The 23,956-nt window shown below is 50.8% G+C and carries 21 protein-coding genes; 16 read left to right on the forward strand and 5 right to left on the reverse strand.

Translation table 11 applies throughout. The features are described from left to right. On the forward strand, nucleotides 1–292 hold a 292-nt coding region (locus KKG35_17105; protein MBU1739851.1), incomplete at its 5' end, for a hypothetical protein. Between the two features lie 90 nt (nucleotides 293–382). Here KKG35_17105 and KKG35_17110 read toward each other — a convergent pair. Further along, nucleotides 383–1,132: an AAA family ATPase gene (locus KKG35_17110; GenBank protein MBU1739852.1), complete on the reverse strand. Its 750-nt coding sequence runs from the start codon at nucleotides 1,130–1,132 to the stop codon at nucleotides 383–385. A 406-nt stretch (nucleotides 1,133–1,538) separates the two neighbouring features. Here KKG35_17110 and KKG35_17115 point away from each other — a divergent pair, with 406 nt between their 5' ends. The 11 genes from KKG35_17115 (at nucleotide 1,539) to KKG35_17165 (ending at nucleotide 15,459) form a co-directional block, all read left to right on the forward strand. After that, a complete protein-coding gene (locus tag KKG35_17115; GenBank protein ID MBU1739853.1) occupies nucleotides 1,539–1,820 on the forward strand; it encodes a type II toxin-antitoxin system Phd/YefM family antitoxin in 282 nt (93 codons plus the stop codon). Next, nucleotides 1,810–2,187, forward strand: coding sequence for a type II toxin-antitoxin system VapC family toxin (locus KKG35_17120; protein ID MBU1739854.1), 378 nt, complete (start codon nucleotides 1,810–1,812; stop codon nucleotides 2,185–2,187). Before KKG35_17115 ends, KKG35_17120 begins: the two co-directional genes overlap by 11 nt. 37 nt (nucleotides 2,188–2,224) lie before the next feature. Beyond that, nucleotides 2,225–3,394: a DUF1343 domain-containing protein gene (locus KKG35_17125; GenBank protein MBU1739855.1), complete on the forward strand. Its 1,170-nt coding sequence runs from the start codon at nucleotides 2,225–2,227 to the stop codon at nucleotides 3,392–3,394. A gap of 119 nt (nucleotides 3,395–3,513) precedes the next feature. After that, complete coding sequence (locus tag KKG35_17130) at nucleotides 3,514–4,269, forward strand: transcriptional repressor (protein ID MBU1739856.1); 756 nt, start codon at nucleotides 3,514–3,516, stop codon at nucleotides 4,267–4,269. A gap of 110 nt (nucleotides 4,270–4,379) precedes the next feature. Then, nucleotides 4,380–6,113: a 4-hydroxy-3-methylbut-2-enyl diphosphate reductase gene (gene ispH / locus KKG35_17135; protein MBU1739857.1), complete on the forward strand. Its 1,734-nt coding sequence runs from the start codon at nucleotides 4,380–4,382 to the stop codon at nucleotides 6,111–6,113. 14 nt (nucleotides 6,114–6,127) lie between these two features. Next, nucleotides 6,128–7,147, forward strand: coding sequence for a signal recognition particle-docking protein FtsY (gene ftsY, locus KKG35_17140; protein MBU1739858.1), 1,020 nt, complete (start codon nucleotides 6,128–6,130; stop codon nucleotides 7,145–7,147). A 5-nt stretch (nucleotides 7,148–7,152) separates the two neighbouring features. After that, nucleotides 7,153–7,971, forward strand: coding sequence for a DnaJ domain-containing protein (locus KKG35_17145; protein MBU1739859.1), 819 nt, complete (start codon nucleotides 7,153–7,155; stop codon nucleotides 7,969–7,971). A gap of 98 nt (nucleotides 7,972–8,069) precedes the next feature. Then, nucleotides 8,070–9,176 (forward strand): DUF3524 domain-containing protein, encoded by a 1,107-nt coding sequence (locus KKG35_17150; protein ID MBU1739860.1) that lies wholly within the window; start codon nucleotides 8,070–8,072, stop codon nucleotides 9,174–9,176. A gap of 44 nt (nucleotides 9,177–9,220) precedes the next feature. Continuing rightward, the gene (locus KKG35_17155) at nucleotides 9,221–9,664 is read left to right on the forward strand and encodes a DUF1178 family protein (GenBank protein MBU1739861.1); all 444 of its coding nucleotides are present in this window, start codon (nucleotides 9,221–9,223) and stop codon (nucleotides 9,662–9,664) included. A gap of 486 nt (nucleotides 9,665–10,150) precedes the next feature. Then, a complete protein-coding gene (locus KKG35_17160) occupies nucleotides 10,151–10,660 on the forward strand; it encodes a hypothetical protein (GenBank protein MBU1739862.1) in 510 nt (169 codons plus the stop codon). 83 nt (nucleotides 10,661–10,743) lie between these two features. Beyond that, nucleotides 10,744–15,459, forward strand: a complete 4,716-nt coding sequence (locus KKG35_17165) for a S8 family serine peptidase (protein ID MBU1739863.1) — start codon at nucleotides 10,744–10,746, stop codon at nucleotides 15,457–15,459. 220 nt (nucleotides 15,460–15,679) lie between these two features. On the opposite strand, the gene KKG35_17170 is transcribed toward KKG35_17165, so the two are convergent. Both KKG35_17170 and glgB read right to left on the reverse strand, forming a co-directional pair. Beyond that, the gene (locus KKG35_17170) at nucleotides 15,680–15,859 is read right to left on the reverse strand and encodes a hypothetical protein (protein ID MBU1739864.1); all 180 of its coding nucleotides are present in this window, start codon (nucleotides 15,857–15,859) and stop codon (nucleotides 15,680–15,682) included. Between the two features lie 36 nt (nucleotides 15,860–15,895). Next, nucleotides 15,896–18,088, reverse strand: coding sequence for a 1,4-alpha-glucan branching protein GlgB (gene glgB, locus KKG35_17175; GenBank protein ID MBU1739865.1), 2,193 nt, complete (start codon nucleotides 18,086–18,088; stop codon nucleotides 15,896–15,898). 327 nt (nucleotides 18,089–18,415) lie between these two features. Here glgB and KKG35_17180 point away from each other — a divergent pair, with 327 nt between their 5' ends. From KKG35_17180 to KKG35_17190, 3 genes are all read left to right on the forward strand, one after another. Continuing rightward, a complete protein-coding gene (locus KKG35_17180) occupies nucleotides 18,416–18,967 on the forward strand; it encodes a YqgE/AlgH family protein (protein MBU1739866.1) in 552 nt (183 codons plus the stop codon). 171 nt (nucleotides 18,968–19,138) lie between these two features. Then, nucleotides 19,139–19,546, forward strand: a complete 408-nt coding sequence (locus KKG35_17185; protein MBU1739867.1) for a YkgJ family cysteine cluster protein — start codon at nucleotides 19,139–19,141, stop codon at nucleotides 19,544–19,546. Nucleotides 19,547–19,561: 15 nt separating this feature from the next. Then, nucleotides 19,562–20,029 (forward strand): 23S rRNA (pseudouridine(1915)-N(3))-methyltransferase RlmH, encoded by a 468-nt coding sequence (locus KKG35_17190; protein MBU1739868.1) that lies wholly within the window; start codon nucleotides 19,562–19,564, stop codon nucleotides 20,027–20,029. 6 nt (nucleotides 20,030–20,035) lie between these two features. On the opposite strand, the gene KKG35_17195 is transcribed toward KKG35_17190, so the two are convergent. Then, a complete protein-coding gene (locus KKG35_17195) occupies nucleotides 20,036–20,257 on the reverse strand; it encodes a NifU family protein (GenBank protein ID MBU1739869.1) in 222 nt (73 codons plus the stop codon). A 187-nt stretch (nucleotides 20,258–20,444) separates the two neighbouring features. After that, a complete protein-coding gene (locus tag KKG35_17200; protein ID MBU1739870.1) occupies nucleotides 20,445–22,169 on the reverse strand; it encodes a phosphoglucomutase in 1,725 nt (574 codons plus the stop codon). A gap of 493 nt (nucleotides 22,170–22,662) precedes the next feature. On the opposite strand from KKG35_17200, the gene ppsA reads away from it, so the two are divergent. After that, a partial coding sequence (gene ppsA / locus KKG35_17205; GenBank protein ID MBU1739871.1) for a phosphoenolpyruvate synthase occupies nucleotides 22,663–23,956 on the forward strand: 1,294 nt, incomplete at its 3' end.

The following is a 23,956-nucleotide window of genomic DNA, read 5'->3' on the forward strand; positions in this document are numbered from 1 at the left end:
CTGGCAGGGGTTGCAGTGGGTGTACGACATGCAGATGTCGTTGTCCGGAGATACGGTTCAGGCCCAAAGTTCCTGTGTAACCGGTCCGTTGGTCCTCGATAAACCGATCGACGTTACCATCCGGGGTGGTTTTGACTGTGACTATACCGACAACAACGGGGCGCCGACGAAGATTCAATCACTGACAATTGATGGCTCAAGCGGTACGGTCACAGTTGATAACGTCATTATCATTGGCAGTGTTCCGCCACCTGGCGGCGGAGTCCCTCCTGCTACTGGAGATGATATATAGACGTTATGTTTCCCACTGGATGACAAAAAAAGCCATGCATCTTTTTTGCTGGATGCATGGCTTTTTTATTTTTCGTAAAGACAAGAGCGGTTATTTCAGCGCTTCCAGCACATCCTTTACCGGTTCCCGCATCAAATCCAGCTGGCTGATCACCGGCAACCCTTTTCGTTCGGTCTTGCTCACTTCCGGGTACTCCCTGAAAAAGGCGATCGGTTTTGTGCCGAGGCCTTCGGTGAGGAAATCCTCGTCATCCTTGTCGATCACGTGATTGCCGATGAAGTGAACCTTCTTAATGCCGACATCATCGGCCAGTTTTTTTACTTTCAGTGCAGTTCTGATGCTTGATTTCTGGGGGATCACCACGGTCAGCAGGTGGTCGACTCCGGCGATCGTTCCCCGCCCAAGATGTTCCACTCCCGCCTCCATATCGAGCAGGATCGCCTGGTGGGGGCCAAGGAGCATCTTGGTCAGCATTCTCCGGAGCACCGTGTTCTCGGCGCAGGCGCAGCCCTTGTCGCCGGTTTCGATCGCGCCTAAAACCATCAGCTTCAGGCCGTTTTCCTCGACCATGTAACGGCTTAAAAGATCATCGACCTGGGGGTTGATATTGTAGAACGGTGAGCCCTCGGTTTTGCCGGAGCGCTCGATGAGCGTCTGTTTCATATCGGCGATGGGGATGATCTTTTCCGGGTTTTTCACCCCGATGGTCTGGGCCATCTGCGGGCTCGGGTCGGCATCGATCACCAGCACCTCCATGCCGTCCTGCCGCATCTGCTCGGCGAGCATCGCAATGATGGTGGTTTTCCCGACCCCGCCTTTACCGCTTATCGCTATTTTCATTTCTTTCTCACAAAGATGATTTTGAGTGTATTCGTTTCTGTAACTTATAAGATATTCTTGTGAAATGACAAGGGTGGAAGCGCGCATTGATTGCAACTTTGACCTGAATTAATATTCTCCTGAACCCGTGACGGCTTAGTGCACCATACCGCTTCAAGCGGCTGTAATTACATGCAAAGATCTTGCTCGGTGGCGGGGGCAGAAATTCACCCGCCGCCCTGCGGGGCGTCCGAGATCGGCACATCCGGAGTCTTCCTTCGGTCGCGTACCTGCTGCGTTGCCAACTCTTTGATATACCATCTGTATGATCAACATCGTCGTCGCCTTGCATCTGTGCCGCTCTCGGACGCTCACGGATTCAGGATTCTGGAAAAACTATAATGGCCTTGAAACAGTCAGTCGGTAAATGTATAATCTGACTATACATTTGTTTGGAGGTGTCGCCATGAAAGCAACGGTTGTTGATTTACGATACAAAATGAAGGATGTCCTGAAGGCGCTTGACCGGAATGAGAAAGTGACGGTCTTTTACCGTGGCAAGGTCAAGGGGGTTCTGGTTCCCTCTGAAGAAGGGCAGGCTTTAAAGATTACCGACCATTCTTTTTTCGGTATGTTTTCAGAGGATACCGACAAATCCGTGCAGGATGTTCTCGACGGGCTGAGAGGAGCACGCTACGATGATCTTTGATACGGATATCTTCATCTGGGTGCAGAGGGGCAATGAAAAAGCGGCCCGGCTGATGCAGAAGGCGGATGAGAAGTATCTCTCAATCCAGACCTATATGGAACTGCTGCAATGCGCCAGAAACAAAAACCAGCACCGGCAGGTGAAAGATTTCCTTTCGTCTTTCGGGTTCAGGGTTCTTCCACTGACCGAGAACATCGGTCATCGTGCTTCGATTTATGTTGAAGAGTATACCCTGTCGTCGAATATCAGATCGGGAGACGCGATAATCGCTGCGACAGCAGTCGAAAACAATATGGTTCTTGCATCAAGTAATGTAAAACATTTCAAAGAAATTAAAGAACTGGATTTTAAACCATTCAAACCCTGAATCTGCGGCAGGGAAAACCCTAGGCGGTTTAATAGTGATGATCACCCTCGGTATTGAAATTTTGGCCCGTGACGGCCACCCCTGGCTGGAAGGCAAGCGCCTTGGCCTACTCTGCAACCAGGCGTCCACCGACAGCCGTTTCAGGCACAGTCGGGACATTGTAAACGATCGTTTTCCCGGCCGGCTGTCCTGCCTTTTCTCGCCCCAGCATGGATTTTTTTCCGACCGGCAGGACAATATGGTCGAGTCGGACCATCTGGTTGACCGGGCTACCGGTTTGCCGGTTTTCAGTCTCTATGGCGAGACCCGCCGACCGACCGCCGAGATGTTCAGGAATATTGATGTGCTGCTGGTCGATCTTCAGGATGTGGGAACGCGGGTCTATACCTTCATCTACACCATGGCCTATTGCCTGGAAGCCGCCGCTGAATACGGCAAGAAGGTGGTCGTTCTCGACCGCCCGAACCCCATCGGCGGCGAACTGGTTGAGGGCAATATCCTGCAAAGTGACCTCTTTTCCTTTGTCGGTCTCTATCCCATGCCGATGCGCCATGGCCTGACCATCGGCGAACTGGCCCGGCTGTTCAATGACCATTTCGGCTTTGAGGCCGAGATCGAAGTGATCAGGGCCGAGGGCTGGCGCCGCAAGATGCTCTTTCGGGATACCGGTCTGCCGTGGCTCTTTCCCTCCCCCAATATGCCCACCCCTGAAACGGCCCTGGTCTACCCCGGGCAGGTGATCTGGGAGGGCACCAATATCTCGGAGGGCCGCGGCACCTGCCTGCCGTTCGAGCTTTTCGGGGCGCCGTTTATCAATCATGGCGAGGTGTCGGCAAAGCTTGCGGACACAGATCTGCCGGGATGCCTCCTGCGGCCGGTGGCTTTTGAACCGACCTCCAACAAGTTTGCCCGGGAACTCTGCAACGGCTTTCACGTCCAGGTCGTTGATCCCCAGCAGTTCCGTCCGTACCGGACTTCTCTTGCTCTTCTTCAGGCCCTGATGGGACTCTACCCCGATGATTTTGCCTACAAGGAGCCGCCCTACGAGTACGAGTATGAAAAACTGCCGATGGACCTGATCATCGGTAACCGGGAAATACTTGCAGAGCTTGAGAATGGCGTTCCCGTGGCGGAACTGGAAAGGCGCTGGCAAAACGATTTGCAGGAATTTGACCGGATGAGGCGGGACTGGTTTCTTTATGATTAATTGACTTCACCTTCCGGCCCGGTTTAAACCACCGGGCGTATGTGCGATCTCTTAATGAGCTCCGTAAACTGGATGTCGGGTCAGGCCCGGCATGACGGAAAAAAAATTAGGTAAAAACCATGATCAGATTCCCCTTCGGCAACCGGAACAAAACAAAAAAACAGAACGAGCCCGTCGATGTTGTACAGCACGATGCGGAACGGGAACAGTTCAAGGCGGTACTCTCGGCGATCAATGCCACCCGGATCGAAGACCGGCTCCGGGTGCTTGATATCTTTCTCTCCACCGAGCAGCATGTGACGCTGGCAAGTCTTGCCGAGCTGATGAAGAAGATCGACAACGATCTGTACAACATGTCGTTTCTGCGCAATACCATGAATATGTTCTGTCAGTGCGGTTTTGCCCGGAAGCAGACCTTCGATGATCAGGACACGACCTATGAACATCACCATCTCGGGACCCACCACGACCATTTCATCTGTACCGCCTGCGGCAAGATCCAGGAGTTCCATAACAATACCCTGGAAAGACTGCAGCGGGAGATCGCCTCTGATTTCGGCTTTCATCCTCTGCAGCACAAGATGGAAATTTACGGGATCTGCACCGATTGCTTTGCCAAGAGAGACGTGAACCTGTCATTGCAGATGGTGGCCGCCGGCGAAAAGGTCAGGATCGTCGATATTGAAGGGGAAGGGGAGATGCAGGGACGGCTCGCTTCCATGGGGCTTACACCCGGAACCGAGCTTGAGATGATCAACAGCAACCCGGCAGGCCCTTTCATCATTGCCGCCAGGGACACCCGCCTTGCCCTTGATCCGGACATGGCCCGGTCGATAATCGTTGTCCATATCTGTCGGCATCCGGTTAAGATGTAGCGTTTTTACAGTATCGGATTGTCTTTTTCTGAAATTGCCGCCGGCTGTTGATTTGCCCGCCGAAAATGGTTAGTGTTGCCGATCCCCGAAAACATTCAGACCAGTAAAATATGAAAGTCATACTCGCCAAAAATGCAGGTTTCTGTATGGGCGTTCGCAGAGCGGTCGAAACGACCCTCGACGAAGTCCGCAGAGATAAAAAAATTGCCACCCTCGGCCCGCTGATTCACAACCCGCAGGTTCTGAAGATGCTCGAAGAGCGGGGCGTTGAGATCTTACGGGAAATTCCCGACCAGCGGGAAGGAACGGTCATCATCCGGGCCCACGGGGTGCCGCCGGAAAGCAAGAGCCGGCTTCTGCAATCCGGCGCCAGGGTTGAAGATGCAACCTGCCCGCGGGTCCTTAAAGTTCAGGCAATTATCAGCAGGCACCAGCAGCAGGGCGCCTCCACGGTGATCGTCGGCGACCGCAACCATGCCGAGGTGGAAGGGCTGCTCGGTTTTGCCGGTGGCCGCGGACAGGTGGTCAGTAACGATGAGGAGGCGAAAGCCCTGCAGGTCGACGCACCCTATATCATCGTCAGCCAGACCACCAAGGACAATGCCACCTTTGAGAGAATCAGCAACACGATCATGGCCAATTGTCCGGGCGGCCAGGTGTTTAATACGATCTGTGATTCCACCCACAAACGTCAGGCCTCGGTGATCGATCTGTGCAGCGAGGTGGAGGCGATGGTGGTGGTCGGCGGCAAGGAAAGCGCCAATACCAGACGGCTTGGCGAGATTGTCAGCAATCACGGTCTGCCGGTGTTCCTGGTCGAAACCGAGGAGGAGCTCGATCTTGCTTCCCTGGCGCAGTTTTCCTGCGTCGGGGTCACTGCCGGGGCGTCGACTCCGTCGTGGATGATCAACCGGGTGATCCAGGTCCTCGAATCGACTCCCGGCCCTGATGAGTCGCCCTTTGCTTCTCTTGTTTACAAGGCAATCTGCGCCCTGATGTCGTCGAACATCTATGTGGCCCTCGGCGGAGGTCTTCTCGGCTGCGCTGCCGACCGGCTGATGAACGGCGCCACCTCAGGCGATTTTTTTCTGATGATTTTCAGTTATCTCTTTGCCATGCATAACCTGAACCGTTTCGGCGGCACCGGTTCCGGCGCTTTTTCCGACCCGGTCAGGGAAAAATTCAAGGTGAAATTCCGCAGGCCGTTACTGCTTCTCTCCTGGATCGCCCTGGCCTTTTCATTATCGATTGCCTACAACAATAATGCCTTCTCCTTTCCGGTTCTGGTCGTGATGAGTGTGCTGGGCGCCCTGTACAGTTTAAGTATTTTCCCGAGAAAGCTTCCCGGCTTGTTCAGAATGCGGGAAATCAGAGAGATTCCCGGATCAAAAACCTTTTTTGTTTCTTTTGCCTGGGCGTTTATCATCGTGGTCGTCCCGGCACTCGGTGGCGGCGAAAGGCTCGACCACAGCCTGATCGGGGCGTTTCTGACCATTCTGCTCCTGGTCTACATCCGCAGCGCCCTCTATGATATTTTCGAACTGCAGGGCGACCGGATCATCGGCAAGGAAACACTTCCCGTGTTCATCGGCCGGCCCAGAAGTCTGATGCTTCTCTACGGGATCATGATCGCCCTCTCCCTGATGGTGACCGCCGGGGTCGCCACCGGCTGGTTTGATCCCCTCTGGCTCCTGCTGCTGCCCGTCCTGGTCTACATGTTCATTCTTTCCAGGCTCCATGAGAAGGACAAGTTTTCCTACAGTCCGAAGCTTGAATTCGCGGTTGATTCGTCATTCGTAATCTTTGCCCTGCTGGTTGTCGCCGGGGTTTATCTCCAACACTGAGGAGTAAGAAGCTGATGTTCGGTTGGTTCAGACGTAATAAAAAAACAGGTCCGGAAGAAGGCGCTGAAGGGCAAACTCCCGGGACCGAGTACGGTAAAGTGAGCGATTCACATCGCCTTGCGAAGGGGCTTGATCGGACCAGAAAATCATTCATGGGCCGCCTGAACGATCTTTTTTCAATCCGGAAAAAGATCGACCGGGAGCTCCTTGAAGATCTTGAGGAAATCCTGATCACCGCCGATCTCGGGGTCGGGATTACCGCAGAGCTTCTGGAGGAAGCCCGGCAGATGGCTGGGCGCGATGAACTGGCCGAACCGTCGGCCATCAGGAAAATCCTGCAAGACCGGATTGCCGCGCATCTTGCAACCCCGGGAGGCGGCCGGAAACTTGAGATCCCGGAGGCTGGACCGCTGGTGATCATGGTGCTGGGGGTCAACGGGGTGGGCAAGACCACTTCCATCGGCAAGATGGCCAATAAGTTCGTGAAAGCGGGGCAGAAGGTCCTGCTGGTCGCCGCCGATACCTTCAGGGCCGCCGCTGCCGAACAACTGCAGATCTGGGGGGAGCGGATCGGGGTCGAGGTGGTGGCGAAAGAAGCCGGAGCCGATCCTTCATCGGTGATCTACGATGCCCTCGAACCGGAGCGGTGTAAAGACAAAGATGTGATCATTGTCGATACCGCAGGGAGGATGCATACCAAGGTGAACCTGGTGGAGGAACTGAAAAAAATCAAGCGGGTGATGGGCAAAAAGATTCCCGGCGCCCCCCATGAGGTGCTGCTGGTCATTGACGCCACCACCGGCCAGAACGCCATCTCCCAGGCCCGGATGTTCAACGATGCGGTTGATGTGACCGGACTTGTCCTCACCAAACTCGATGGTACCGCTAAAGGCGGCATCGTGGTGAACATCTGCCGGGAGTTTGACATCCCGATCCGCTTCATCGGGATCGGGGAGCAGCTTGACGATCTGCGCGATTTTGATGCAGACGAATTTGCCGAAGCCCTTTTCGGCCCCGAGCAGGGAGAGGAGTGAGAGGGATGTATTACCGAAAACATCAGCAACCCGGTTGCGGCGGTTGTCTCCTGATCCTCCTGATGATCGTCCTGTTGACGGGCGGCAATTTCTTCGATTTTCTCGGGATCATCTTCTTTGCCGGTCTGTCGGTCATCGTTCTGCTGCTCGCCGTTTTCTGGGGCTTCAATTTCTTTATCCGCAGCCGGATCGCTTCCTATGAAGAGTCCCAGACCGAAGCGCACAATCGTTTTGTCTTCCTGCTGGTCAATATCCTGGTCAATATCGCGCGGATCGACGGGGAGGTGAGCCGCGAGGAACTCGACACCATCCACCGGTTCTTCCGGCAGAATCTGAATTACAACCAGAGTCAGACTCTTTGGCTGAAGGAGTTGATCAAAGAGGCAACCTCGTCACCGAGGGGGCTTGATGAGCTTTTGGCCGAATTCAAGGCCCATTTTACTTACGAACCAAGGTTGATTCTTCTCGAACTGATCTATCAGGTGATCTATTCAAAGCCGCAGTCCATCGATTCCGAATTGCAGTATGCGGAAAGAATAGCGGTCTATCTCAATATCAATGAGTACGACCGGCGGGCGATCCACGGCAAGTACACCGCCAGGTCCCGTTCTGCGGCATCCACCGAGGAGAGTTATTATGATATCCTCGGTCTGTCCCCGGGCGCATCATATGAGGAGATCAAGAAGGCCTATCGCCAGCTCAGCATGAGGTACCATCCGGACAAGGTCGGCCATCTCGGCGAAGAATTCAGAAAGGTCGCCGAAGAGAAAATGAAGGAACTGAATGTCGCCTACAACCACCTGAAGAAAAAATTCAACGGGTGATCTTCGATGCCTGAGTCTTCCCTTTTGTCCGGCGTGGCCGCTGATCGGCTCGCCATTCTGTTCCTGGTCAGCGCACGGCAGCGGGCAGGGGCTTTCTGATGGCCGGCAGGATACTCGCTCTGGAGCCCTATTACGGCGGCTCCCATAAGAATTTTCTGGATGGGCTTGCCGCCGTCTGGCCCGGCGGGTTCGATCTGATCACCCTCCCGGCCCGCAAGTGGAAATGGCGGATGCGGCTTTCCGCGCCGTGGCTGGCTGCCGAACTCGCCGGGATGCTTCCCGGGGCAACTTCCGGGTACAGCTGTCTCTTGTGCTCAACCTTTGTCGATGTGGCGACCTTCAAAGGGCTTGCTCCCGCCTGGGCTCGTGAGCTGCCGGTTCTGACCTATTTTCATGAAAACCAGTTTGTTTATCCGGTGCGGGTGGAGGATGCAAGGGACGCTCATTTCGCGCTGACCAATTTGACCACCGCTCTCGCCTCCGACCGGCTGGCCTTCAATTCCCGTTACAATTACCGGACTTTTCTGGAGGGCTGCACCGGGCTTCTGAAAATATCATCCGATATGGATCTCGGCGACCTGCCGTCACTTCTCGACCGGAAAACATCGTTCATCAATCCCGGGATCGACTTTACCCTTGCAGATTCCCTCGACCGGGAAATGCCGGAGGGGAAAAAGCCGGTGGTCGTCTGGAATCACCGCTGGGAGCATGATAAAAATCCCGAAGAATTCTTTGCCGCCATCGACCGGCTGGACCAGGAGGGAGTTGACTTCCACCTGATTGTTCTCGGCGAATCTTTTCGTGAGTGCCCGGATGTATTTACCGAGGCGCGAAAGCGGTTCGCGCTCCGGATCCTTCAGTTCGGGTATGCCGGGAGCAGGGAAGAGTACATCGGCTGGCTGAAAAAAGGTGATGTGGTGGTTTCAACCGCGGGGCATGAATTTTACGGTATTTCGATCATCGAGGCGGTCAGGGCCGGCTGTCGACCGGTCCTGCCGAACCGGCTCTCCTATCCGGAACTCTTCCCCCGGGAATTCCTGTATGAAGAAGGGGGGCTCTTTGGAAAACTCAAAGCATCGCTTGCCCTTGGCGCATTGTCGAATGCGTCCGCCAGGAATCTGACGGAGCGGTTTTCCTGGGACGTGCTGCGAGAGCGATACATTGAATGGCTTTCAGGTGAGTGTTATATTGATACCAGGCGGTAAGCTGCATATCTCTTTTTAGAATGTAATTCCAAGGAAGTCGAACTGTGATAGTCTATGATCTCTCATGCACCTGCGGCAGCCAGTTTGAAGGCTGGTTCCAGTCCGGCGAGGATTTTCTGAAACAGCAGGAGGGCGGTTTCTTGTCCTGCCCGGTCTGTTCCGGAAGACAGGTCAAAAAGATCCTCTCTCCGGTTTCCGTAAAATGTTCAGCAGAGCCTGCCCCCGGATCCAATCCTGAAAATGAAACCACGGATCCGGAAAAGGTCGCCGCCAGGGTCCTCAGAAACCTCCAGGATTTTGTGATGAAAGAGTATGAAGATGTGGGAGCCCGGCTTGCCAGGGAAAGCCTGGAAATCAAGTACGGTCTGAAGGAGCCGAGAAATATCAGGGGGGTCAGCACTGCCGAAGAAGAAAAACTCCTGAAAAAAGAGGGGATTGAGCTGGTGAAAATTCCACTGCCTGCCAAAGAAGACAAGAAGGTGAATTAGAGGTTCAGTCAGTTCCTTTTTTATTTCTCACACTAATTTCTACAATCTCCGTTGTTCTTTCCTCCAGCTTTTCTCAGCAGTTTATATATCTTTCAAAAACTCCCACTTTTTAAGACTCTTCTTATCATTCCTGTTTACAGTTTTCTAAAAATTCCAAGAAAGTGGCATGTTCCCTAAAAACCTTGCAGGGTGTTTTCCCTATCCATCGTAAGTAGTTTGTAGGTAGTTAGAAATAAATTAATTTGGAGATTTTGGGTTTTATTCAATGATCTCAAACGCCTATCTTGTTATTGGGACAACAGAGATTTTTGCGTATTAAAAAACAACTTGCTTTTTGGCTCCTTTTCAAATCCATTATGTACCATTAAAAAGGTAGAAATGTTTTCTGGGGGAAGATGTTTCTTTTTTTTAGGTCACGTATTGATTGCGTTTTGAAGATATCTTCGCATAAGGTATGTTTAATTGCGCCTTCTATGAGATAGGTATTTGTTTGTTTCTCTAACAATATTATATCTGACTGAGAATCTACACAAACTTTACCATAATCTTCCCTCCATTGATAAGATTTTCATCGGTATTGAATTGTTTTTCGATATGGCACAAAAGAGGTTTTCTGATTTGACCAAATTATATATCCCTCTGTTCTTTCTAATACAATTTTTTATTCTAACGGGCTCCTTGTTCGCCGGAAGTACGGGATTATCCACTGCTGTGCATGATTCAGGTCAGAAAATCGTACAAGGTGAAATTCTGGTGAAGTTTAACCCGGGAGTTACGGAAGAAACAAAAGCCGCGATTCATGAACGATTTGGCTCTGTTGTAATCAAAGTTTTCAAATCCATTGATGTTCAACATCTGAAATTAAAGGATGGTGTGAACACTTTGCAGGCAGTCAGCGAATATGGAGATCTCCCTGAGGTTAAATATGCTGAACCGGTAGGTATTGTGTCAATAAATGAAGATGGTTCGTCAAATTATTCAAAAGATAAGAATTAAGGAATCAGTATTGTAAGTCAAAATGTAAAATTGGAGGCAGATCAGTGAGAAACCGATTTTGGGGGTCATGTGCGGTATTGGTGATGTTTTTCTTCTTGGGCATGTGTTTAGCACCGACAGCAGAAGCTGTTTACAGGGGTGACGATGAAAAACAGGTAGAGGTTACTAAGAAGGATATAAGGAAAAAGGAAATCAGAAAAGACAGCAAGGGCCGTGAGTTTGTTGCTGGTGAGCTGATTGTAAAGTTTAAAAAAGGTGTCAGTAAAGCGAAAAAATCTTCAAAACACGCAAAACGTAAGGCTCGACGATTAAAAAAGTATAAGAATCTTGACATTGAACATGTGGAGCTGGCACAGGATGATAATTTAGAAGAAGCAATTGCAAAATACAAAGACGATCCTGAAGTCGAATATGCAGAGCCTAATTATATTGTATATGCCCAAGCATTGCCTGACGATCCTCAATTCAGTCAGACTTGGGGGCTTTTAAATACCGGGCAGACAGGTGGTACGGCTGGTGCAGACATAAATGCCCCGGCAGCATGGGACATTTCCACCGGTGATTCCGGGGTGGTCATTGGTGTTATCGACACGGGTGTTGACTACACCCATCCTGACCTAGTTGATAACATTTGGATCAATCCTGGAGAGGATCTTAATTATAACGGAATTATTGAGCCTGAGGAACAGAATGGTATTGATGATGATGGCAACGGGTATATAGACGATTTTCATGGTATAAACGCCATGAACGGAAGTGGCGATCCCATGGATGACAACGGTCACGGCACCCATTGCTCTGGTACTATTGGAGCAACCGGCAATAACGGTGTCGGTGTGGCCGGGGTGAACTGGAATGTTAAGATTATCGGTTGTAAATTCCTAGGTAGTAGCGGATACGGCTCCGTTTCAGATGCCGTCACGTGTATGGATTATTTCGCATCATTGAAAGATGATGGCGTAGATATCATGGGAACGAGTAATTCCTATGGTCGTGCTGGTGGGTATTTACAGACAATGTTTGACGCTATCCAGGCCCATATGGACCGTGATATGCTCTTTGTCGTGGCTGCGGGTAACAGTACCGAAAACAATGATTTATATCCCTATTACCCAACTAATTATGAAGTGCCAAATGTAATTTCAGTGGCGGCAACAGATCATAACGATGCCAAGGCGTCTTTTTCTCAATATGGTCGCCGGAAAGTGCACATCGGAGCTCCGGGTGTTGGAATTACCAGTACCGTTCCAGTGGCTGGGACGTATGGAGATCCAAGCGGTTACAACACTTTGGATGGTACCTCCATGGCTGCCCCCCATGTTGCAGGTCTTGCCGCTTTGTTAAAGGCAGATGAGCCAACCAGGAACTGGGTAGATATTAAAAATCTTATCCTTGCCGGTGGAGACTCGGTTCCTGCCATGGACGGGATAACCATAACCGGTAAAAGGTTAAACGCCTACGGCTCCCTCTCCTGCACAGACAGCCCAGTGCTTTCGCTGTTAAATAAAGATTTCAACTATACCGAGGCATCAACGCCGATTACTCTGTCAGTACTGAGCATCAACTGTGGTTCTCCGGTCGGTCCGGTAACCGTTAGTACCTCCAATGGGGAGAACATTAACCTCTTGGATGACGGAATTGCACCTGATCAGTTTGCCGGAGATGGCATCTTCTCGGCAACCTGGACGCCTACCACAGGTCTGGAGACCATAACCGCCTCTTCTCTGGCAGGATCTGAGGTTTATACTCCTCCACTTATTATTGTAGATGCAGAACTTCCGATTGGAGTGATCGATATCCCATACACTGCATCACTGTCTGCTGTTTCCGGGGTTGAGCCGTATTCGTGGGCATTTAAAAATGGCGTATTGCCGGTGGGGCTAGGTCTTGATCCGGCGACCGGAATTATTTCCGGGACCCCATCTGAGAACTATGCTTATACATACGTTGTAACTTTTGAAGTCACTGACGCCTTGGGTGCTACAGCAGAAAAATTACATCTAATTGTAATAAATGATCACCTCAGCATCGATAATGTATCGCCACTTATAGCTACGGTAAATGCTTTTTTTTCTAAAAGGGTTTTGGGAAGTGGTGGTTTAGGTGGTGGCACATACTTATTTAGCATAATTGCCGGCACACTGCCTCCCGGGATTGGGATGAGTTCTGATTCATATGGGGTATCGTTTTATGGGAATCCCAGTCTTGCAGGTACATACAATGTGATGCTGGAAGTGACAGATGGGCAGGAAGTAGCAACTTCGCAAATCACTTTTATAGTCGAAGATGTGACCATTACCACCATTTCACTTGATAATGCTAAATCCGGGGTAGCCTATTCTTTTCAAATGGCTGCTGTTGGCGGTGTTCCTCCATATACCTGGTCGGATCTCAACACTCTGCCGTCCGGGTTAACCCTTGATCCGATTACGGGAGCAATCTCAGGTATAACTCTGGAAACGGGTACCTTTGTCGTTGATATCGAACTCGTGGATGCAAACGGTTCAATTTCGACAAGACAATATTCCCTTAATATCCTGGAAGAGTTAACTGAGATATGGCGTATTCCCTATTTTCCGAACGAATATCAACCTGAAGTCAGTAATCCCGTCGTTGATTCCGTCGGAGATGTTTTTGTGAGTGGATCTTGGAGAAGTAATTCTGATGGGCATAGCTATACCAGCACCTTAAAATACGATCAGCTCGGCAATGAAATATGGCGAACTGATATTGTTTTTTCTGGTAGAACTGGACAATCCCTGGAAATAGATTTTGCTCCTAATGGCTTTCTCTATCACTTGGCCAGTGATCTGCGTACTCTTAAACTTTACAAATATGACCCTGCTGACGGAATTGAAGTTTCCAGTGCCAGTAAACCTATTCCGGTTGGGAGTGCTATTTATTATTTCAGACGAGGAGGGATTTCTTTTGACTCGGAATCCAATGTTTATGCGGTTTCTGATGCCATGGGAGAGATGTATGTCTTCAAGTATGATTCGGATCTGAACGAGATCTGGACCGTTAATATTGACTTTAATACACGACTTGATTTGGGGATGGATATAACGGTAGATGATACCGGTAATATTTACGTTGTTGGCGGGACCGTAGCATTGGAACCTATCCCAAATACGGAAGATATTATTTTGGTTAAACTTGATAACGACGGTAATATTATCTGGGAGCGCCATTACGATATGAGCGGTGCTGCTGATGTTGCTTCCGGTGTTGCCATTAATAACGCCGGAAACATACTGGTTTCAGGAAACACTAATTATAATACATTTCTTATTGAGTATGACCCTGCAGGAAATATTGTTGATGAATATGTTTATAACACCGTTTCCAGAGATATCACCAGCGGCATAGAACTTGACAGTTCAGGCAATGTGTTTCTGTCCGGTACACATTTACGAAAATTTTCCTCTTTGGATGGAGGCGTACTCTTAGACACCTTCCTAGAAAACAATACCTATTCTTATGATTCTTATGACTATATATCCAAGGTGGAGATAGACGGTCGGGGTAATATATACGTTACAGATAAAATTAAGGATGAGATTATTAAATTTGAGGGTGTTGCTCCTCCAAATAGTGCCCCGATCATTGGCGGTGAGCCTCCGGTTACTGTCGATGAGGATACCCTTTATACATTTACTCCTACGGTCTCGGATATTGACGGTGACACTTTAATTTTTAGTATAGTCAATCAGCCTGCCTGGGCAACTATTGATACAGATACCGGGACGCTCAGCGGCACTCCAACCAACGATGATGTTGGCACCACTGTGGGTATCGTGATCTCGGTAAGTGACAATGAATATAGCAGTTCTCTGCAACCTTTTGATCTTACCGTTGCAAATGTTAACGATGCTCCTACCGAAGCTTCTGCCGGGATTATAACTTACGAGGGTCAGGTAGGCACAACGGCTTCTGGAGGTGTTACCGTGTATGATGTGGATGTTGGAGATACTCATACATTAGAGATACTCACCCAGCCGAGCACAGGTTTTGCAGAAGTTATTGATAATGTTATTACCTTTACCGCTCCAGACGTTTATGCCGGACATGCTATTTTTACATTCCTGGCCACTGATTCCGGCGGCCTTTCGGTTGAGGGAACTTGTTGGGTGTATATTTATGGTGTCAACGACGCACCGGTTATTGGTGGTACACCTCCAATCAGTGTTGACGAGAATGCTCTTTATACATTTACTCCGACCGCATCGGATGAAGAGGATGATTCTCTTGAATTCAACATTACCAACCAACCGCCATGGGCGACCTTTGATTCTGTTACCGGGAATCTCAGTGGTACACCTACAGGATCAGATATCGGCACTTACATTGATATTGTAATATCTGTTAATGACGGAGAATTGTTTACGGAGCTTCCGCCGTTTGATATCGAGGTAGTCAGTGTTGATCCAGATTCAGATGAAGATGGCTATACAGTTATTGCGGATGGTGATTGTGATGATGGCGATCTTTCCATTTATCCTGGAGCCCCGGAGGTTAAGTTTGACGGGATTGATCAGAATTGTAATGGTTATGACCTGACAATTGAAATCACCAGAGCACGGTACGATGAAGAGGATGAGGAACTGAGTATTCGGGCCACCAGTGATTTAGGGAGCAATGCCAATTTAATAGTAGAGGGTTTTGGCGCTATGAGTTGGCGTTCATCCAGATCAAGATGGGAGCTGACAATATCACACATGGAATTGAATGAACTGCCGGCAACTATCTCCGTCACAGGAGTTGAAGGAAGTGAAGCAATTTCCACAACCATAAGATGAATCCTGTGAGGGGCTTTCTCCCCTTGAACGGGTTTATTGATTTCTGATTAAAAAGGCCTTCATCCGTGAAAAGATGAAGGCCTTTTTTTGATCTCATTCCAGGAAATTACTGCAACGTGTTTAAAGCATCCCAAACCGGTTCACGCATCAGGCTAAGAGGTATAAATACATTTAAAAGCCACTTGCTTGCCGGTAAAGATGAAGAGGTTGATTAGGGGTTTCAGTCTGTCCCTTTTTCCAGATACTGACATTCGGACGGGGTTAAATCAAATCGGATAGCGGCTTCTTTAACAAGCTTACTCCGGTCTTTTCCTGGTTCATCACGCAACGTTTCGCATACCCAGCGCATCGCCTTTTTTACCCTGTCTCCCTTAGGTTGTATTTCCTCAACATTTCCCATAGCAAGTACCCGCAGAGTATGTACGTTAACTGGCCTTTATTCTGGTTTGAAGATGATTCCGCCCAGGGGTGGCAGAGAGACCATGATATGATACGGGGCGCTGCCAAACGGTTCGTCAAAGGCCACCTTGAGCTCTTTATTGTCTACACCGCTCCCGCCGAACTCCGGAAGATCAGTGGTGAAAAGTTCCCGGTAGTTTAATTTTTCGGGAACACCCACCTTGTAGTCGTGGATCACGTTCGGGGTGAAGTTCAAGAGGCAGACCAGGTGATCTTTGGGATCCTTGCCGAATCTGGCATAGGATATCACACTGTTGTCAACATCCTTGAAATCCATCCAGCGAAAACCCTCATTTGAAAAGTCGACCTCCCAGAGGGGTTTGCTCTCTTTATAGATTCCGTTGAGTTGTTTGACGAAATCCTGGAGCTGTTTGTGTAAAATGTCCTGGCCGATGAGGTGCCAGTCGAGACTCACCTTGCAGTACCATTCCGAGATCTGGCCGAACTCGCTTCCCATAAAGATCATTTTTTTTCCCGGATGAGTCCAGAGGAAGAAGAAGAGCAATCTCAGGTTGGCAAACTGCTGCCATTTGTCGCCGGGCATCTTGCTGAGCAGGGATCGCTTGCCATGCACAACTTCATCATGGGAAAGGGAGAGAATAAAATTCTCGGTGAAAGCATATAAAAGCGAGAAGGTCAGAGAGTTGTGATGATACTTTCGATAGAGAGGATCACGATTGAAATAATGGAGCATATCATTCATCCAGCCCATGTTCCATTTGAAACCGAAGCCGAGGCCGCCAACATCGGTGGGTTTTGAAACCCCGAAAAAGCTGGTTGATTCCTCAGCAATCATCAGGGCATTGGGTTTATGCTGGTAAACAATGCTGTTCAGATGGCGGAGAAACTCGATGGCTTCAAGGTTTTCCTTGCCGCCATAACGGTTCGGCAGCCACTCCTCATGTTTGCGGCCGTAATCGAGATAGAGCATTGAAGCCACGGCATCGACCCGCAGGCCGTCGATATGATACTCCTTGAGCCAGAAAAGGGCGTTGGCGATCAGGAAATTGCTGACCTCCTTGCGTCCGTAATTGAATACCATGGTCCCCCATTCAGGGTGGAACCCCTGGCGGGGGTCCTGGTGTTCGTAAAGGGCGGTGCCGTCAAATCGGCTCAGACTGTGGCCATCGGTCGGGAAATGAGACGGCACCCAGTCGAGGATGATGCCGATGCCGTTCTGGTGGCAGGCGTCGACGAAATATTTAAATTCCTGGGGCAGTCCGTGCCTGCTGGTCGTGCAGAAATAACCGGTACACTGATACCCCCAGGATTCATCAAGGGGGTGCTCCATGATCGGCATGAGTTCGATGTGGGTAAACCCCATTTTCTTGACATAGGGAACGAGGGTCCCGGCCAGTTCTTTATAGGTGAGAAACCGTGCCGGATCTCCGGGATCTCTCTGCCAGGAGCCGAGATGGACTTCATAGATCGACATCGGTTTGTCGTAGGGGGAGGTCTTTCTCGCGGTGGCAAGCCACTCCTGGTCATGCCACTCGAAGTCGTCAATATTCCAGACGACGGATGCCGTTTTGGGCCGCAGCTCGGAATAGAACTGAAACGGGTCCGATTTTTCGATGATCGCCATTTCCTGCGAACGGATCTCGAACTTGTAAGCCTCTCCCTGGGCAATTCCCGGGATGAAGAGTTCCCAGATGCCCGATCGGTCGAGAATCCGCATCTGGTGGACCCGTCCGTCCCAGGCATTGAAGTCACCGATTACGCTGACCCGTCTGGCATTGGGAGCCCAGACCCGGAAAATCGTCCCCGCGATGCCGTCGATGGTAACCGGATGGGCGCCGAGTTTTCGGTAGAGCTCATAATGGGTCCCATGGTTGAACAGATACTTGTCGTCATCGGACAGCTGCGGGGTTGCGCGGTATGGATCCTTGAATTCGAATTTGTTGTTGTTGTAGTAGGTTGCCTCGTAGGTATAGTCGAAGGGTTCGACCCGGGAGAATATTGCTTCAAAGAGGCCTTCTTCCCTCATTTTGTACATATCGGTCTTCTGGCCATCGATAATGACTTTCAGGGATTCGGCGTGGGGCTGGAAGGCCCGGATAATTGACTTGGGGGGATCTTCGCTTATCACGTGAAAACCGAGAGCAAGAAACGGGTCGTGACAATCCGATGCAATGATTCTGTCGAGTATGATCTCTGTCTCTGTGGTCATTCGATTTTCCTTGAATAAACAGTTTTACACCCATGCGGGTATAAGTTTCGTACGAGCAGACAAGCTGCTCAGCTTAAGCTTTACTTTTTTTCTGCTTCAATAATCAATGAGCCGCATCCCCCGCAGGGATCAAAGATATTTTAACATATCATATTTGAGTTGCTTCCATAATAATTTCCCGAACGGGGAATTAAATAGTATAATTTTAGAAATTAACAATTAAAATCTCGTTTTTTTAATCACTTGTCAGGAATGGTTTTTACAGGCTGGACAAGTTGTCCAATCCTGGCGACTGATTATAAAATCAAACAAAGCGCCAGGTGGGTTTTGGATTCTCTCCAGGGAAATTTTCTGATCGCAACCTCGCAGATGCCTGATCCCAGGTTTCAGAGACAGGTGGTCTATCTCTGTTCCCATTCCCTGGAGGACGGGGCGCTCGGTCTGGTCATCAACCATCCTCTGCCGCACACTCTCTCGGAGATCATGGAAGGGGCGAATATTCCTGTTCCGGAGATCAACATGCCGCCGATTTATCTTGGCGGTCCGGTTGAGATGGACGCCGGCTTTTTTCTCTATTCAGCGGAATATGAAACCGAAAACTTCCTTGAAGTGACCGAAACCCTCCGGCTTTCAAGGGATATCAAGATCCTTTGGGATCTCTCCAGGGGGGTGCAGCCGCATAAGTTCATGTTTGCTCTCGGCTATTCCGGATGGGCCCCCGGACAGCTCGAAGGCGAACTGGCGGACAACGGCTGGCTCGTTCTGCCCGGTGACGAGGAGATCGTATTCAACACCCCGGATGACCGCAAATGGGACAAGGCCGCCAGCAACGCCGGAATCGACATCACCACCTTCGGGGATGTGACCGGTTCGGCCTGAACGGAAAACGCTGCAATCTTCATCTGTTTTGCCCGGAGTGATTTCCTGTTCGCCTGATCCCAGAAAATATTTGTGAAAGTGCGGCGGTTCCTGTATATAAGTCCACCTGGTTGTGACCTTCTTTCAGATAACATGGGTGATGCACTCAGCAAAATGATCGGGATCAGTGATATGGGCGATACTCTGACTGACAAAATATTCAATTGCAGGCAATGCGGGCATTGCTGCCATGGTGAAACAACGGTTTCCCTGGACGAGGAGGATGTTGCGCGGATGGTTGCCTACCTGCGACTGCCTTTTGAAGAGGTAAGCAGGAAATATCTTCGCAATACCAATGGGGTCATCCAGATGAAAATCGTTGACGGTCATTGTATATTCTACCGTGACGGATGCACCATCCACACCGGCAAACCCTGGCGCTGTACCGAATGGCCGCTGCATCCGAGCATTCTGGCCGATGAAGCCAATTATTCCGCGATCAGGGAATCCTGCCGGGGAATTACCCGGAACATGGCGTATCGGGAATTCTGCGAAATTCTTTCCGAGATCATCGCCGACGGCAAAAAAGCCAAATGCTGATAAAGGCGGATTTTCTTGAAATTTGATCTGATCTTTCTCGGCCGCACCAAGGCTCAATACCTGACAGATGGTATCGACGATTTCCTTGCCAGGCTGAAACATTATGCCGAGGTCCAGACCCGGACCCTGAAAGTGAAGGAGCCAGGCAAAAAACCGGAGGCGCAGATTAAGGACGAGGAGGCGGATATCCTGCTCTCACATCTTGAACCCGGGACAACCGTCGTCGCCCTTGATCCGGGGGGCAGGCAGTACTCGTCGGAAGAGTTCGCGGAAAAGATCGCGTTCTGGGAAGATACCGGCCGCTCGCACATCTCGATTCTGATTGGCGGGCCGCTCGGTTTATCGGGGAAGGTTCTTGCGCGGGCGGATCAGGTCATGTCACTGTCCAGAATGACGTTTACCCATGACATGACTCGCTTGATCGTCCTTGAACAACTCTACAGGGCGCTGAATATCAGGAAGGGCACGGGATATCACAAATAGTCCGGTTCAGACGGCAACAACTTCGGTTACTTCCGGCACTTCGGTCTTCAGGAATTTCTCGATCCCCATCTTCAGGGTTACGTCAGACATCTGGCAGTCGCGGCAGGCTCCGGTCAGCTGAACCTTCACCACCCCCTTGGATGTTACATCAACCAGCACCACATCCCCGCCATCCTTCTGCAGGGTAGGGCGTATCCGGTTCAACGCGTCTTCAACCAGGTCTCGCATTTCAATTACCTCGAAAAATCTGAACTGTTATTATGAATGATGCTCCAGTTGAGCCGTACGTCTCTGCCCGTACGGAACTCATCCCCGCAGGGTGAAAACAACAGCTTCTTATCATAGTAAAAGGCTCGCGGCAAGTCCGGAAGGTGAAATATGGGATGAACCAGGCCCGTTCAGATCAGGAAAATGATCAGACGACCCCTGCCTCTTTCAGCAAACCGCCGGCGGCCGTGATCAGCTCCCGGCGTCCTGCGGAGGAGCGCGCTTCAACATAGATACGCACCTTGGGTTCGGTGCCGGAGGGTCGGATCATCAGCCAGCTGTGGTCGGAAAATATGAGTTTGGTACCGTCGATATCAATCACCGAGGCGATTTTTTTGGCGGTGCTGCCGATCGTGAGGGTTGTCCCCGGGGTGAACTTTTTCAGGAGAGCGAGTTTGCCGGTCAGTTCCTCGCCGCTGGAAGTTACGGTGAAGGCATCCCGATCCGGGTAATAGGCGCCGAATTCAGCCTCGATCTCCGAGATGTATGCACTGATGTTCTTTTTTAAACCCAGAGTCATATCAATTGCCAGGAGCAGGCCGATGTAGGCATCCTTCTCAGGGGTGTGACCGATCACCGAGATGCCGTCCGACTCCTCGAAACAGACCAGCGCCTTGCCGACAACCGGCTTGAATTCCTTGAATCCGACCCGGGATTCGAAAACTTCATCATGCAACCCTGTTGCCACCGCATTGGCGAAATTGCTGGTGGCAACACTTTTTGCCACCGGCCCCGCCAGGGATTTGTGGACATGGAGATAATGGTAGGCGGCAGCGCCGAACTTGTTCATCTCGATCTCTTTGATGCCGTCCGAGAATCTGATCCGGTCGGCATCCGGGTCGATGATCATCCCGAGTTTCAGTTTTTCCGGGCGGGCGGCGAGGATCTCGTTAACCTTTGCCATGTTGGCCGACGAGGGTTCCGGGGCAATGCCGCCGAAGGTAGGATCATTTTCCTGGCGGAGCAGGATCAGCCGGTCGCATTCGTGGTTTTTGAACAATCTTCCGATATGCTTTCTGCTTGCGCCGTGTACTGAATCGACCGCGATCACCATCTCGGGAGAAGCAAGGAAAGTGTCGATGATCTGATCATAATCCAGGTGGTGACGGGGCGTGTTTTTGCGGACAAAGTCAATCCAGATCGCAAGTGAATCAATCTCTTCGCAGAGGGTTGGATCAGGGGGCGGGGTCTCGTGAATGCCCGATTCTATCCGTTTTACGGCGTTGGCGGTGATCCGGTCGGTAATAATTTTGGCCGCCGGACCGCCATCCGCACCGTTGAATTTGAAGCCGCCATACTCCAGCGGGTTGTGGCTCGGGGTGAGGTTGATGGAAAATGCGGCGCGAAGTTCGAGCAATGCGGCCGAAAGGACGCCGGTGGTTGATTCACCGGCAAAGTAAACCTTGAAACCTTTACCGGTGAGGATGTCGACAACGCTTTGGGCCATGATCCCTCCTCCGAAGCGGTTGTCGTGGCCGACCACGCATCCTCGCGCTCTTGCTTCGCCAAGGGAAGCGACACCCAGGGCCTCAGCCATTTCCGGTTCCGGATCAGAGTAGAGATCGGTAATCGCGAGAGTCACCTGGCAGACGGATCTGATGAAAAGGTCCTTGCCGAGTATTCCCCGCCAGCCCGAGGTGCCGAACTTTACCGGAGTTACGGGCCGATCGAGATTATGGATTATTTCATCCTGAATGAGCCCGTACACCTTTTCGATCGCCTGTTGCCAGGACGCATATTCCGCGGAAGAGGGTATGAAGGAGGAGCGGCCCGCGACAAGAGCGCGGAGCAGCGCGAAATAGTTGTTGTCGGGGTGGGGTGCGGATTGAATATGTTCAGTGAACAGCGCCGTTATTGCAGCAGATTCGGACATGTGAATTTCCCGTGAAGTTTGATAAATTTGTAAACCGGTCAACCCGGAAGAGATCAGGAATTCGGGGTTCCCGGATTGCGAATTAAAGAATAGTATATCCGGCAGGGCAAAATAAAATTATTTATCTCACGATGGTGCTTTTTTTCTCCCTTCGCGAATAAGTTCCGTCCAGGCAGACAAGCAGCTCGACTGGAGCTTTTCCCATCTGCCAATCAGACCAGATTGATTTTTATTCTTATCATCATGTTATTATTGAATAAAATATTTCGCGAGCAGGTCGCGCACTACCTGAAGCCTGCCGGGCTGTTAATTTTTCCGCAATTCCTTGACGGAGTGATTTTCTTTTTCATATAGTGATAGAGACAACTTTAGGTTGATCTTGCCGCCCATTTTAGCTATACAAAGTGGCTGTTGTCCAAAATGAATTCACGTTCATAAAATCCACTTTTTATCAATACAACTGATCCAAAAAATTGAGCAGGAGAAAGACACGATGGGAAAACATGATGATGCTTTTATCCTTTGGTTTGACGATATCGGTATTGAGGATGTGCCGCTGGTCGGCGGCAAGAATGCCTCGCTTGGTGAAATGTATCAGCATCTTACCTCGAAGGGGGTTGCCGTTCCCCATGGTTTTGCCATCACCGCCTATGCCTACCGCTATCTGCTGAAAGAGGCCGGTATCGAGGAGGAAATCAGGCAGGTCCTTTCCGATCTCGACACCGAGGATATGCACAACCTGGCGGAGCGTGGCGAGAAATGCCGCAACATCATCCGTCATGCCGAATTTCCTGACGACCTGCGCAAGGCCATTATCGAGGCGTACCAGAAAATGGAGGCCGAATACGGCAAAGGTGTCGATGTGGCGGTGCGCTCTTCGGCCACCGCGGAAGACCTGCCCGACGCCTCCTTTGCCGGCCAGCAGGAAACCTATCTGAACGTTCACGGCTACGACAATATCATCGAGAACTGCCGGAAATGCTTTGCCTCGCTTTTTACCAACCGCGCCATTTCCTATCGTAAACACCAGGGCTTCGGTCAGTTCGACGTCTATCTCTCGATCACCATCCAGAAAATGGTCAGGAGTGATTCCGCCTCTTCCGGTGTTCTCTTCTCCATCGATACCGAGTCCGGTTTCAAGGACGCGATCTTTATCACCGGCGCCTGGGGGCTCGGCGAGAACGTGGTCCAGGGCGCGGTCAACCCCGATGAATACTACGTTTTCAAACCGACCCTGAAACAGGGCAAGCGGCCGATCGTCGGGAAACGGGTCGGGTCGAAAGAGATCAAGATGATCTACGACAACGATCCAAGTACCGAAGAACCGGTCAAGAATATCGCCACCACCCCGGCGGAGCGGGCCGCTTATGTCATCAGCGATGACGAGATCCTCCAGCTCGCCAACTGGGCCTGCATCATTGAGGACCACTATAAGAAGGGGATGGATATCGAGTGGGCCAAGGATGGTGACGGGGTCAAGGTCGGCACTGGCAAGCTCTTCATCGTCCAGGCCCGTCCCGAGACCGTGCACTCCCAGGCCTCCAAAGGGGTCATGGAAACCTACAAACTGAAAGGAAAAGGTCCGGTCATTGCCGAGGGTTTGGCTGTCGGCACCAAGATCGGCAAGGGGGCGGCCCATTGCATCGAAGATGTCAAGGACATCTCCACCTTCAAGAAGGGCGAGGTGCTGGTCACCGATATGACCGATCCCGACTGGGAGCCGATCATGAAGATCGCCGCCGCCATCATCACCAACCGGGGCGGCCGGACCTGTCACGCCGCGATCA

The organism is Pseudomonadota bacterium (assembly GCA_018823285.1).
Taxonomy (GTDB): Bacteria; Desulfobacterota; Desulfobulbia; order Desulfobulbales; family JAGXFP01; genus JAHJIQ01.

Excerpts from the sequence above, each read along its gene's own strand:
- KKG35_17125 (MBU1739855.1), top strand. The coding sequence starts at position 2,225 with ATGATCACCCTCGGTATTGAAATTTTGGCCCGTGACGGCCACCCCTGG.
- KKG35_17195 (MBU1739869.1), bottom strand. The coding sequence starts at position 20,257 with ATGCGAGACCTGGTTGAAGACGCGTTGAACCGGATACGCCCTACCCTG.
- KKG35_17120 (MBU1739854.1), top strand. The coding sequence starts at position 1,810 with ATGATCTTTGATACGGATATCTTCATCTGGGTGCAGAGGGGCAATGAA.
- KKG35_17150 (MBU1739860.1), top strand. The coding sequence starts at position 8,070 with ATGGCCGGCAGGATACTCGCTCTGGAGCCCTATTACGGCGGCTCCCAT.
- KKG35_17200 (MBU1739870.1), bottom strand. The coding sequence starts at position 22,169 with ATGTCCGAATCTGCTGCAATAACGGCGCTGTTCACTGAACATATTCAA.
- KKG35_17185 (MBU1739867.1), top strand. The coding sequence starts at position 19,139 with ATGGGCGATACTCTGACTGACAAAATATTCAATTGCAGGCAATGCGGG.
- KKG35_17130 (MBU1739856.1), top strand. The coding sequence starts at position 3,514 with ATGATCAGATTCCCCTTCGGCAACCGGAACAAAACAAAAAAACAGAAC.
- KKG35_17165 (MBU1739863.1), top strand. The coding sequence starts at position 10,744 with ATGTTTTTCTTCTTGGGCATGTGTTTAGCACCGACAGCAGAAGCTGTT.
- KKG35_17170 (MBU1739864.1), bottom strand. The coding sequence starts at position 15,859 with ATGGGAAATGTTGAGGAAATACAACCTAAGGGAGACAGGGTAAAAAAG.
- glgB (MBU1739865.1), bottom strand. The coding sequence starts at position 18,088 with ATGACCACAGAGACAGAGATCATACTCGACAGAATCATTGCATCGGAT.
- KKG35_17115 (MBU1739853.1), top strand. The coding sequence starts at position 1,539 with ATGTATAATCTGACTATACATTTGTTTGGAGGTGTCGCCATGAAAGCA.
- KKG35_17145 (MBU1739859.1), top strand. The coding sequence starts at position 7,153 with ATGTATTACCGAAAACATCAGCAACCCGGTTGCGGCGGTTGTCTCCTG.
- KKG35_17110 (MBU1739852.1), bottom strand. The coding sequence starts at position 1,132 with ATGAAAATAGCGATAAGCGGTAAAGGCGGGGTCGGGAAAACCACCATC.
- ispH (MBU1739857.1), top strand. The coding sequence starts at position 4,380 with ATGAAAGTCATACTCGCCAAAAATGCAGGTTTCTGTATGGGCGTTCGC.
- ftsY (MBU1739858.1), top strand. The coding sequence starts at position 6,128 with ATGTTCGGTTGGTTCAGACGTAATAAAAAAACAGGTCCGGAAGAAGGC.